The 11,933-nt window shown below is 70.6% G+C and carries 12 protein-coding genes; all 12 read right to left on the reverse strand.

The features are described from left to right. Positions 1-1,188 (reverse strand): ribosome biogenesis GTPase Der (der, locus tag ACK4TH_RS08880; RefSeq protein ID WP_409625267.1); only part of this gene is annotated, 1,188 nt, incomplete at its 3' end. Next, positions 1,185-2,348, reverse strand: coding sequence for an outer membrane protein assembly factor BamB (gene bamB / locus ACK4TH_RS08885; protein WP_409625270.1), 1,164 nt, complete (start codon positions 2,346-2,348; stop codon positions 1,185-1,187). The genes der and bamB, both read right to left, overlap by 4 nt. Continuing rightward, the gene (locus ACK4TH_RS08890; protein ID WP_409625272.1) at positions 2,345-3,010 is read right to left on the reverse strand and encodes a YfgM family protein; all 666 of its coding nucleotides are present in this window, start codon (positions 3,008-3,010) and stop codon (positions 2,345-2,347) included. The genes bamB and ACK4TH_RS08890 overlap by 4 nt, the downstream gene beginning before the upstream one ends. Before the next feature lie 69 nt (positions 3,011-3,079). Continuing rightward, complete coding sequence (hisS, locus tag ACK4TH_RS08895; protein WP_409625275.1) at positions 3,080-4,387, reverse strand: histidine--tRNA ligase; 1,308 nt, start codon at positions 4,385-4,387, stop codon at positions 3,080-3,082. Positions 4,388-4,478: 91 nt separating this feature from the next. Next, positions 4,479-5,783, reverse strand: a complete 1,305-nt coding sequence (ispG, locus tag ACK4TH_RS08900; protein ID WP_409625278.1) for a flavodoxin-dependent (E)-4-hydroxy-3-methylbut-2-enyl-diphosphate synthase — start codon at positions 5,781-5,783, stop codon at positions 4,479-4,481. Between the two features lie 5 nt (positions 5,784-5,788). Then, entirely contained in the window at positions 5,789-6,736 is a 948-nt protein-coding gene (locus ACK4TH_RS08905; protein WP_409625281.1) for a helix-turn-helix domain-containing protein, read from the reverse strand. Then, complete coding sequence (gene pilW / locus ACK4TH_RS08910) at positions 6,729-7,550, reverse strand: type IV pilus biogenesis/stability protein PilW (RefSeq protein WP_409625285.1); 822 nt, start codon at positions 7,548-7,550, stop codon at positions 6,729-6,731. Before pilW ends, ACK4TH_RS08905 begins: the two co-directional genes overlap by 8 nt. Continuing rightward, a complete protein-coding gene (gene rlmN / locus ACK4TH_RS08915) occupies positions 7,547-8,701 on the reverse strand; it encodes a 23S rRNA (adenine(2503)-C(2))-methyltransferase RlmN (protein WP_409625288.1) in 1,155 nt (384 codons plus the stop codon). The genes pilW and rlmN overlap by 4 nt, the downstream gene beginning before the upstream one ends. Positions 8,702-8,708: 7 nt before the next feature. Beyond that, positions 8,709-9,134, reverse strand: coding sequence for a nucleoside-diphosphate kinase (gene ndk / locus ACK4TH_RS08920; RefSeq protein ID WP_068609364.1), 426 nt, complete (start codon positions 9,132-9,134; stop codon positions 8,709-8,711). A 42-nt stretch (positions 9,135-9,176) separates the two neighbouring features. Then, complete coding sequence (rluB, locus tag ACK4TH_RS08925) at positions 9,177-10,175, reverse strand: 23S rRNA pseudouridine(2605) synthase RluB (protein WP_409625292.1); 999 nt, start codon at positions 10,173-10,175, stop codon at positions 9,177-9,179. Then, entirely contained in the window at positions 10,172-10,819 is a 648-nt protein-coding gene (scpB, locus tag ACK4TH_RS08930) for an SMC-Scp complex subunit ScpB (protein ID WP_409625295.1), read from the reverse strand. Before scpB ends, rluB begins: the two co-directional genes overlap by 4 nt. Next, positions 10,816-11,916, reverse strand: coding sequence for an RluA family pseudouridine synthase (locus ACK4TH_RS08935; protein ID WP_409625298.1), 1,101 nt, complete (start codon positions 11,914-11,916; stop codon positions 10,816-10,818). The genes scpB and ACK4TH_RS08935 overlap by 4 nt, the downstream gene beginning before the upstream one ends. Between the last annotated feature and the right edge of the window lie 17 nt (positions 11,917-11,933).

Raw genomic sequence — 11,933 nt, forward strand, 5'->3', positions numbered from 1 at the left:
ATTCTGCCCGCCCTGGTGCGCATAGCGCAACTTGGGGCGAAACATGCCGCTCTTGCGCGGGGCCTGGAAGGCTACGGCCTCCTGCAGCAATCGGGTGAGCACCGGCGTGGGCATCTTGACCATCGCCGAGGCATAGGCCCGGGCGATGGACTTCCACAGCGCCTGGATGCCCTGGCGCTTGCGCGCGGAGATGAAGTGCAACGGCGCAAACTTCAGAAAGGCCAGCCGCACCTCGATGGAGCGCTGCAGTTGCTCGCGCTGGTAGTCGTCCACCGCGTCCCACTTGTTGACCGCCACGACCACCGAGCGGCCGCTGTCCAGGATGTAGCCGGCGATGTGGGCGTCCTGGTCGGTGACGCCCTGCGTGGCGTCCAGCAGCAGGAGCACGACGTGCGCGCTCTCGATGGCCTGCAGCGTCTTGACGACGGAAAACTTTTCCACCGCCTCGAACACCCGGCCCTTGCGGCGCAGGCCAGCGGTGTCGATCAGTTCGAAGCGGCGCCCTTCGCGCTCGAAGGGCACGCGGATGGCGTCGCGCGTGGTGCCGGGCAAATCGAAGGCGACCAGCCGCTCCTCACCCAGCCAGGCGTTGATCAGCGTGGACTTGCCGACGTTGGGGCGGCCGGCGACGGCGAGCCGGATCGCCTCCTCGGCGGCCTCATCGGTTCCGGGCGCGTCGTCGGGCCAGATGAGCTGGTCGAGTGCGGCCTCGACCATCGAGCGCACGCCCTGTCCGTGCGCCGCCGAGACCGGGATCACCTCCCCCAGGCCCAGTTCGTAAAACTCCGCCAGTTGCGCGCCCTCGCGCATGCCTTCGGCCTTGTTGGCCACGAGCAGGCAGGGCTTGGCCAAGCGGCGCAGGTAGTCGGCGATTTCGTGGTCCTGCGCGCTCAGACCGGCCCGCGCGTCCACGACGAAGATCACCACATCCGCCTCGGCCACGGCCTGGCGGGTCTGCTTGGCCATTTCGCGGTAGATGCCGCTGGAGGCATCGGGCTCGAAGCCGCCGGTGTCGATGACGATGAACTCGCGCCGTCCCAGCCGGGCGTTGCCGTAGTGGCGGTCGCGGGTCAGGCCGGGCATGTCCGCGACGATGGCGTCCCGGCTCTTGGTGAGCCGGTTGAACAGCGTGGACTTGCCGACGTTGGGGCGGCCGACCAGCGCGACGACGGGTTTGAACGCGGTCATTCGGGCCGCCAGGCAAACACGCCGCCGTTGCGAGTCACGGCCAGCAGCGTATTGCCGACCAGCAGCGGGCCGTCGACGATCGGCGAGCCATCCGTCGGCAAACGGTTCAAGAAAGATCCATCGGCGCGCGACAGCAGGTGCACATGGCCCTGCGCATCCCCCAAGGCCAGGGAGCGGCCCACCGCCAGCGGTGCCGAGAGGCCCCGGTACAGCAACCGCTCGTTGGCCCAGGCGCGCGCGCCATCCTCGCGCCGCAGGGCGATGACCCGGCCGTTCGACTCCACGCCGTACACCCGCTCGGCATCGGCCTGCACGCCGGTCGTACCGTCGGCCGGTTGCGTCCAGAGCACCCGGCCGCGCTGGGCATCCACACAGCCGATCGCGGCTTGGAAGGCACGCGCGCACAGCACGTCGCGGTCACGCCCCAAGCGACCCACCAGATCGACGAGGCGCTCGATTTCGTTGGCGCCGCGCGAGCGGCCGATGGTGGCGTCCCACAGGGTGCGCCCGGTGTCGGGGTCCAACCCGACCAGACGCCCGCCGATCCCGACCACCAGCGTATTGCCCGCCGCGCCCAACACCCCGGCCTGACGCAGCACCAGCGGCTCGGTGCCGCGGCTGGTTTGTGACCACAGGCGTGCGCCCGTCGCGGCATCGAAGGCCACCACGCTGCGGTCGCCGCCCAACACGAACACGCGCTCGCCGGCCACGAACGGGGGCGTGAAGGTGCGCGCGGGCAGCCGCTGGCGCCAGCGCTCGCCGCCTTCGGTCAGCACCACCAGATCGTTGTCGCGCGTGACGACGGCCGCGCGCCGCCCATCGAACCCGACCCCGGCGGCCATGGGGGCACCGGACTCGGCCCGCCAGCGCACGCGGCCGCTCTCGCCATCCAGCACGGTCACTGTGCCCGCGGCGTTGACCAGTGCCACCGATGCACCATGGACCGCCGGCACCATCAGCGCATCGACCGGGCCGAGCGCCTGCGTCCACACCTGCCGTGCGGGCACGAGCGCGGCCACCGGCTCCAGCGGCATGGGCTCGGGTTTGCGACCACTGGACGAACAGCCGGCCAGCACCAACGCGACGGCGGCACCGGCCAGCCATGTTGCTGCACGCCGCACGAGCGAGGGCGGGTAAACGGGGGGGCGGATGAAGTTCACGGCTTGGCCTCCGAACGGGCGGTGGGATCGACACCCAGCGCGTTGAGCTTGGCCTCGACGATGGCGCGATAGCCGACCCCGGGCTCCAATGCTTTCCAGGCGTCCAGGTAGGCCGCGCGGGCGGCTTCGTCCTGCCCCTGGCGGCGCAGCACGTCACCGCGCCGGTCGGCCCGCCACGGGCGCACGGCCTCGGGCACATCGGCATCGAGCAGACGCAAAGCCGCATCGAGGTTGCCGGCGTCCAGCTCCAGGCCCGCGAGGCGCACGCGGGCTAGCGCCGCCAGGGCCTCGTCCCGGCCACGGTCGATCACGAACTGCAAAGCCGCGCGCGCGTCGGCGGTTTGATCGGCCTGGGCCAACACCCGGGCGGCCAGCAGTGCGCCATGCTGCGCCTGCGCCGTGCGGGCCACCTGGGCCTGCATATCACCCCAGATGCGCCGCACCCGCTCGACATCGGCCGCGCGGGCGGCCTGGTCCATCTCATCGTACAGGGCGGCCGCCTGCGCGGCCTGCCGCCGCTCCCAATATTGCCAGCCGTTGTAGGCGGCATAAGCGCCCAGAACCCCGATCAACAGCCAGGTGATGAGGTTGCCGTACTTTGCCCAAAATGCCTTGAGCTGGGCGATTTGTTCCTGCTCTTCGAGGTCGTAATGCGAGGCCATGCGGTGCCCGGTGGGTGTCGACGTTGCGGGATTGTAGAGGGGCGTGCCCCCCGGTCGCGATCGGCGGCGTCAGGACGCACCGGCGGGGCGCAACTGGACGGCCCACTCGGCGGCCTCGGCCATCGGCAGCAGGGTCTGGGCCACCACGGGGCCACTCAGCCCTTCGCGCAGGGGCTTGACCGCCACCTGCCCGGCGGCCAGCTCGGCCTCGCCAAAAATCAGCGCGTAGCGCGCCCCGCTCGAGTCGGCTTTTTTGAACTGCGACTTCATGCTGCCCTGCCCGTCCGGCCCGGCAGCGTGCATCAGCACCTGCAGACCGGCGGCGCGCAGAGCCCGCAGCACGGGCATCACCTGCGGCCAGGCCCGGGCATCGGGCACGATGGCATAGGCATCCGGCGCCGGCACATTGGGCAGGCGCTGTTGGGCCTTGAGCAGTTCCAATATCCGCTCCACCCCCATGGCCCAGCCGACGCCGGGGGCGGGTTTGCCGCCGACCTCGGCCATCAAGCCGTCATAGCGGCCCCCGGCGCAGACCGTACCCTGCGCCCCGAGCGACGTGGTGACGAATTCGAACACCGTGTGGTGGTAGTAGTCCAGCCCGCGCACCAGCCGCGGATTGACGCGGTAGGCAATCCCCTGGGCATCGAGCAGGCGGCGCACCGTGTCGAAGTGCGCCAGCGACGCCGGCCCCAGGTGGTCAAGCAGCTTGGGCGCGGCTTCCACCAGAGCCTGCATCGCCGGGTTTTTGGTATCGAGAATGCGCAGCGGGTTGGTGTAGAGGCGACGGCGCGCGTCCTCGTCGAGTTGATCGCGGTGCTGCTCGAAATACGCGATGAGCGCTTGGCGGTGCGCCTGCCGCTCTGCGGGCTGCCCCAGGCTGTTGAGTTCCAGCGCGATGTCCTGAAGGCCCAGTTCGCGCCACAGGTCCGCGGCCATCGCGATCAGTTCGGCATCGGCCTCGGGCCCGGCCAGGCCCAGCGCCTCCACCCCCACTTGGTGAAACTGCCGGTAGCGCCCGCGTTGCGGCCGCTCGTGGCGGAACATCGGGCCCATGTAGTAGTAGCGCTTGGGGCCGTCGTAGAGCAGCGAATGCTCCACCACCGCGCGCACCACACCGGCCGTCCCCTCCGGGCGCAGCGCGAGCTGCTCGCCGTTGAGCCGGTCCTCGAAGGCGTACATCTCCTTCTCGACGATGTCGGTGACCTCGCCCAGACCGCGCACGAACAGGGCCAGCGGCTCGACGATGGGGGTGCGGATGTTGCGGTAGCCGTAGCGCGCGAACAGATCGCGCACGCGCGCCTCGAGCCACTCCCAGTGGGCGGATTCGGGCGCGACGATGTCGTTCATGCCTTTGACGGCGGTGATTTTGTCGGTCATCTCGGTCTCGGGTGTGGGGCACCGCGGCCATGGCGCGGCGGTGCCTGGGTGCCAACGAAAGAGCAGCGGGCAAGACGCGGCGAGCGCCCCGTCAGGTCGCGCCGGCGCCAAAGCGGCGGGCGACGTAGTCCTCGACGATCTGGCGAAAATCCTCGGCGATGCGCTCGCCGCGCAGGGTGGTGACCTTCTCACCGTCCAGATAGACGGGGGCGGACGGGGCCTCGCCGGTGCCGGGCAGGCTGATGCCGATGTCGGCATGCTTGCTCTCGCCCGGACCGTTGACGATGCAGCCCATGACCGCCACCTTGAGGTTCTCCACCCCGGGATAGCGGCTGCGCCAGACCGGCATGGCGGCGCGCAGGTGGTCGTCGATCTGCTTGGCCAGCTCCTGAAACACGGTGCTGGTGGTGCGCCCGCAGCCCGGGCAGGCCGTGACGCTCGGCACGAATGCGCGCAGCCCCAGCGCCTGCAGAATCTCCAGCGCCACCACCACTTCCTGGGTGCGGGGCTCACCGGGCTGCGGGGTCAGGCTCACGCGGATGGTGTCGCCGATGCCCTGCTGCAACAGCACGGCCAGCGCCGCCGCCGACGCCACGGTGCCCTTGGTGCCCATGCCCGCCTCGGTCAGCCCCAGGTGCAGCGGATAGTCGCAGCGGCGCGCCAGTTCCTGATACACGGCGATCAGGTCCTGCGCGTTGCTGACCTTGCATGACAGCACCACATTCTCGGGAGCCATGCCGAGTTCGACCGCGCGTTCGGCCGATGCGAGCGCGGAGGTGATCAGCGCCTCGTACATGACCTGTCGCGCATCCCAGGGCTCGGCGCGACGGCCGTTTTCGTCCATCATCTGCCCGAGCAGATCGGCATCCAGACTGCCCCAGTTGACGCCGATGCGAATGGGTTTGCCCCAGCGCAGCGCCGCCTCGATCATCTGGGCGAACTGGCGGTCTTTCTTCTCGCCGCGGCCCACGTTGCCCGGGTTGATGCGGTACTTGGACAATGCCTGCGCCATCGCCGGGTGGTCGGCCAGCAGCCGGTGGCCGTTGAAATGGAAGTCGCCAATCAGCGGGACCGACACCCCCATGCGGTCGAGCTGTTCACGGATGTGCGGCACGGCCCGGGCAGCCTCGTCGTGGTTGACCGTGATGCGCACCAGCTCGGAGCCGGCCTGCGCCAACTCCTTGACCTGGATGGCGGTCGCGATGACGTCGGCCGTGTCGGTGTTGGTCATCGACTGCACGCGGATCGGCGCATCGCCGCCGACGGTGACGCGGTGCTCACCCCAGGCGACGACGCCCTGGCGGGAGCGACGCGCGGCCGCGGCGCCCAGTGGGATCGGTCGGTCGGCATTCGGTGCTGCGCCCAACGCGGCGGCCAGGGGGTCGATGGCGCTCATGACAATCAGCGGATTTCGAAACGGGCAACGTTGTTGCGGGTCATCGGCCCCAGATCGAAGGGCTGCCCGCGCACCACGACCTCGGTGGCATCGGCACGCCCGACAGTGACCGCCAGCGGCAGGTCCTCGTCGAAGCGGACGTCCTCGCCCGGCTGCAGGCTGCGCTGCAGCCAGACGCGCCCCGATGCGCCGACGACCTGGATCCAGCTCGCGGCCTGAACGCGCAACTGCAAGGCGGCGGGCGCGGCGGGTGCGGCACTGCTCACGGCGGACGCCGACGCCTGCGTCGCCGGAGTCGGAGCCGCTGCCACCGGCTCCGCCGGCACGGTCGGGGGCGTCGGCGCAGCAGCGGCCGAGGCCGGCAACGCCGGTGCTGCCGTGCTCGAGTGGGTATTGGCCGTGGATGCCACGGCCGCGACAGGGGGGCTGGCAGTGGCCTCTTTGGGGCCTGGCTGCGCCTCCGCAGCGGGTGCGTTACCGCCCTGCGTTTCTGCCGCCCCGGAGGCCTCGGGCGAGTGCCCTGCGGTCGGCAGCACGAACCACAGCACCCCGGCCAGCACCACCAACGCCAGCGCGACCCACAGTGGCGCGCGAGGGCCGCCGGCTTCGCTGCCGCCGAAGTCGGGCGAGGCGCGCTCGCGGGGCATCGGGGCATCGATCGAGCCGCGGGATGGCCCGAGTTGCGGCGCCTGCCCGGCCGGCAGGGCCGCGAGGATCGGTGCGGCATCGATCTTGAGCACGCGGCAGACGCTCAGCGCCAGCGCACGCACGAAGGTGGCGTCGGGCAGCACCTCGTAGCGCCCAGCCTCCAGCGCTTCCAGGCGCTGGACTGGCACCTTCAGCATTGCCGCGACCGCAGCAATGTGCAATCCCGCGCGCTCACGCGCCTGCCGCAGCGCTTCGCCGGCCGACTGGGGCGGCGCCACGGGTGGGGTGACGCCCGTCTCACTCATGGAAAGCCCCCCGCTCGTAGGAGCCGGCCTCGCGCGAGGCCGGGAACCGGCGTTTGAGCTGCTCACCCAATTGGAGCGACGCTTCGCGGTTTTGCAGCCGGTTTTCGATCTTGATGCCCAGCCAAAGGGATTCGGCGTTGGCCAACTCGGAATTGTTGAGGCGGCGGATGTAGAACCGCGCCCGTTCGCTGTCGCCACGCTGATGCAGCAGCAACGCCAGGTTGTACAGCACCACCGGGTTGCCTGGGTCGAGCTCGAAGGCGCGCTGCAGGCTGCGCTCTCCGGGCTCGGGCTGCCCCGCGCGCGCTTGGCACACGCCCAGTGCCATCCAGGTCCGCGCCGCGGAGCGGTAGCCCGGCGCCTCCAGCGCGCGCCGGAAGGCATCGAACGCCAAGGGATAGCGCCCGTCCTGGCAGTACATCCACCCCAGGTTGTGCCAGGTGTCCCCGTCGCGCGCGTCCAGCCGCAGGGCCTGCTGAAAACTCTCCTCCGCCAGCCGCAAATCCCGCAACTGGGTGTAGATCAGCCCGCGCAGGTTGAACGCGGCGGCGTAGGTGGGATCGATCTGGATGGCCTGTTTGACCTCGTCCAGGGCGACGGTCGTCTGCCCCTGCTCGAAATAGCCGACGGCCAGTTCCAGCCGGGTGCGAGCCCGCTTGCGGGCCTGGGGCTCGTCCGATTCGGTGATCCAGTCGCGGCCTGCGCCGTCCCCCGTCGCCGCCCCCGCGCAGCCCCCCAGGGCTGCGAGCCACACCGGCACGCACAGTGCCACCGTTGCGCGCGCGCCCAACGCCAACGCCCGCCGTCGACTCATGCCGATCCCTCCGTGGCGCGGGCTGGCCGGTGCACGCGCACCACGGCCAGGTCGTCCACGCGCCGTGCCAAACGCTCGCCCACGCGGGTGCGGTCGAGCACATCGCCCGCGAGCTGGCCGCAGGCGGCATCGATGTCGTCCCCCCGCGTTTTGCGGATGGTGGTGACGAGTCCCGCCGCGTTGAGCCGATCGGCAAACGCCTTGACCGCCGCACGCGGCGAGCGCTGCAGGCCCGACTCGGGGAAGGGGTTGAACGGAATCAGGTTCACCTTGCACGGCACCCCCCGTCCCGCATGACCGCGCAGCAGGTCGATCAGCTCCTGCGCATGCTGCGGGGTGTCGTTGATGCCGTCGAGCATGCAGTACTCGAAGGTGAGGAAGTCGCGCGGCGCGGCCGGCAGGTAGCGCAGACAGGCGTCCAGCAGCTCGTGCAGCGGGTACTTTCGGTTGAGCGGCACCAGGCGGTCGCGCAATGCATCGTTGGGGGCGTGCAGCGACACGGCCAAGGCCACGGGGCAATCCTGCGCCAGCCGGTCCATCATCGGCACCACGCCCGAGGTGGACACCGTCACGCGCCGGCGCGACAGGCCATAGCCGTGGTCGTCGAGCATCACGCGCAAGGCGGGGACGAGCGCGGCATAGTTTTGCAGCGGCTCGCCCATGCCCATCATCACCACATTGGAAATGACGCGCTCGCTCGTTCCCAGGCGCCGCCGCAGCTCGTGCTCGGCATACCAAAGCTGAGCGATGATCTCGCCCGTGGTCAGGTTGCGGCTGAAGCCTTGGTGGCCCGTGGAGCAAAAGCGGCAGCCGACCGCGCAGCCGGCCTGGCTGGACACGCACAGCGTGCCGCGATCGTCCTCGGGGATGTAGACGGCTTCCACCGCGTTGCCGTCGCCGACGTCGAACAGCCATTTGATGGTGCCGTCGGCCGACGCCTGCTCGGTGAGCACCGGCAGGCCCTGCACGCGCGCGACCGCAGGCAGCCGCTCGCGCAGGTCGCGCGCGAGATCGGTCATGTCCTCGAAGCGCGCGACGCCTTTCTGGTGGATCCAGCGAAAGAGCTGGACGGCGCGGAAACGCTTGTGTCCGAGCCGCTCGCAGAAAGCGGCCAACCCCTCGAGGTCGAAGTCGAGCAAATTGGCCGTCATGACATGATCAGCGGGAGTAGATGTTCATGCCCGGGAAGAAGAACGCCACCTCGACGGCAGCGGTTTCCGGGGCGTCGGAGCCGTGCACCGCATTGGCGTCGATGCTGTCGGCGAAGTCGGCGCGAATCGTGCCGGGGGCGGCCTTCTTCGGGTCGGTGGCGCCCATCAGCTCGCGGTTCTTGGCGATGGCGTTTTCGCCCTCCAGCACTTGCACCATGACCGGGCCGGACACCATGAAGTCCACCAGATCCTTGAAGAACGGGCGCTCCTTGTGGACGGCGTAGAACTGCTCCGCCTCACCGCGCGAAAGGTGCACCATCTTGGCCGCGATGATCTTGAGGCCGGCGGCCTCGAAGCGGCTGTAGATCTGGCCGATGACGTTCTTGGCGACGGCGTCGGGCTTGATGATGGAGAGGGTGCGTTCGATGGCCATGATGATCGAAATGGTTGGGGATGATAGACAAAACCTGCGATTTTAACCGGCGCGGCGGCGCGGCGCACGCGCGCCCTGCCCCACCCCTCGCCGCTCCCGCTCCGGGGCGGGGGGACGGCTCGGCCGCGGACCGGCCCCGCGGGGCGGGCCGGCCCGACGCCGGGGCGCCACCGGCCGAGCGGGCAACGGCGCTCCCGCCGCTTCCATGAGTTGCGCGACGACACGCGGGTCCAGCTCCATGTAGGCACCACGGCGCAGGCCGCGCGGCAATTCGACAGCCCCGTAGCGCACCCGGATCAGGCGGCTGACCGCATGGCCGACCGCCTCGAACAGACGGCGCACCTCGCGGTTGCGGCCCTCGGCGATGGTCACCCGATACCAGCGGTTGGCGCCGTCGCCGCCGCCGTCCTCCACCGAGCGAAACTGGGCCGGGCCATCGTCCAGCTCGATGCCCGCCAGCAGGCGCTGCCGCTCCTCCTGCGACAGCGCGCCCAGCACGCGCACGGCGTATTCGCGCTCCAGACCGAAGCGCGGGTGCATCAGGCGGTTGGCCAACTCACCGGAATCGGTGAACAGCAGCAACCCTTCCGTGTTGATGTCCAGCCGCCCCACCGCCATCCACTTGCCTGAGCGCAGACGGGGCAGATTGCGAAACACGGTGGGCCGGTTGTCGGGGTCGTCCAGCGTCACGACCTCGCCGGTCGGCTTGTGGTAGGCCAGCACGCGGGGCAGGCGCGTCGGCGCGGCGCGCCAGCGCACCAGGCGGCCGTCCAACTTGACCACGTCGCCGCTGGCGATGCGCTGCCCCACATGCGCCGCCTCGCCGTTGACCGTCACACGGCCCGCGGCGATGGCCTGCTCCATGTCCGCCCGGGAGCCCAGTCCCACCTGCGCCAGCACCTTGTGCAGCTTGAGGGTGTCCCCCGCCTGCGGCGCGGCGGGCCGGGTGACCGGGGTGGGACGGGGCGCAGCCGCCACGGAGCGGGCACGGGGGGCGCTGGATCGGGCGCTGGATCGGGTGCCGGGAGGCGTTTTCTTCATGACTGTCTTTCGTTCGTCGCGGCCACCGGGGCCACGTCGTGGGCGGGGCCGTCCGCGGGTCGTTCGGCTCCGGCGTGTTCGGCCCCATCGAGCAAGGCGAGTTCCAGCCCCGCGTCGTCGCGGGCGGGCGCGTCCGTATCCTCCAGCAGCGGCAACTGGTCCAGCGACGTCAGGCCCAGATCGTCCAGAAACTGCCGCGTCGTCGCGTACAGCGCGGGGCGCCCCACCGTTTCGCGGTGGCCGATCACCTCGATCCAGCCCCGGTCCTCGAGCTGTTTGAGGATCTGGGTGCCAATGGTCACACCGCGAATGGCCTCCATGTCGCCGCGGGTCACGGGCTGTCGGTAGGCGATGATCGCCAGGGTCTCCAGCACCGCACGGCTGTAGCGCGGCGGCTTTTCAGGGTGCAGCCGGTCCAGAAACGGCCGCAACTGCGGCCGACTCTGAAACCGCCAGCCGCTCGCCACGCACACCAGCTCCAGCCCCCGATCTGCCCACGCGAGTTGCAAATCCGCCAGCAGGCGGCGCAGCGTATCGGGTGCCAGGGCACCGTCGAACAGCGCTCCCAGCTCCCGCAGGGACAGGGGTTGGGCCGCGCACAGCAGCGCGGTTTCCAGAATGCGGCGGGCGTCGGTCGTGTTCATGCGCTGCCGGTGATTCGGTCGTGCCCGGGGCCGTCGTGCTCGCCATCGGGCCCGATGGCCCACAGGAGGGCGGGATTGTAGTGCAGACCGGCCGCCGCGACGGCGGCGGCCAGATCGGGAGGCAGTGGACTCTCGAAGGCGAGCCAGTCCCCACCGACCGGATGCCGCAACCCCAGCCGAACGGCGTGCAGGGCCTGACGCTCCATACCGAGAGCCAGCCGCCCGCCGTAGAGCGTATCCCCGACCAGCGGATGCCCCAGCCACGCCAGGTGGACGCGAATCTGGTGGGTGCGCCCGGTGTGCAGCTTGCAACCCACCAACACCCACTCGGCGCGCCCGGGCGTACCGCCGTCGAGCCGCCGGATGTCCGTGCGCGCCGGCTTGGCCGCGCCGCTTTCGGGCGGATGCACGGCCATGCGCAGGCGCTGGCGCGGGTCGCGCCCGATCGGCTGATCGACCCCCACGCGATCCGGGTGCCGCCACGGCCCGCCCGCCAGCGCCACATAGATGCGCTGCACCTCGCGCGCGGCGATCATGGCCACCAGGGCGTCAAACGCCCTCGGCGTCTTGGCCACGACCATCAGGCCGCTCGTGTCCTTGTCGAGCCGGTGCACGATGCCCGCCCGCGGCAGGCGCGCAGCACCCGCGTGGTGCGCGAGCAGGCCGTTGAGCAAGGTGCCCGACCAATGGCCGGCGGCAGGGTGCACCACCCAGCCCGCTGGCTTGTCGATGACGAGCAGATGGTCGTCCTCGAACACGATGGGCAAGGCCATCGACTGCGGCACGAAGGCCTGTGCCTGCGCGGTCGGACGCAGCTCGATGGCCAGGGATTCGCCCACACGCAAGCGCCGCGCCGGCTTGGTCTGCACGGCCCCGTCCAGGCACACGGCCCCCTCGGCGATGAGCTGCTGCAGATAGCTGCGCGACACCTCGGGCACGTGCGCCGCGAGCCAGCGGTCCAGCCGCTCGCCATGCCCGCCGGCATCCACCAGGAAGCGGCGCCACTCCGACTCGGCGCCGGGGTCTGCCGCAGCACCGTCCGCCGCGTCGACCCGTGCCGCGACGCCGGCCTCGACCTCTATAATTTTTGACACCATGTTTGCTGCTGCGGCAG

Origin of the sequence: Tepidimonas sp. (genome assembly GCF_046292505.1) — a bacterium.
Taxonomy (GTDB): domain Bacteria; phylum Pseudomonadota; class Gammaproteobacteria; order Burkholderiales; family Burkholderiaceae_C; genus Tepidimonas.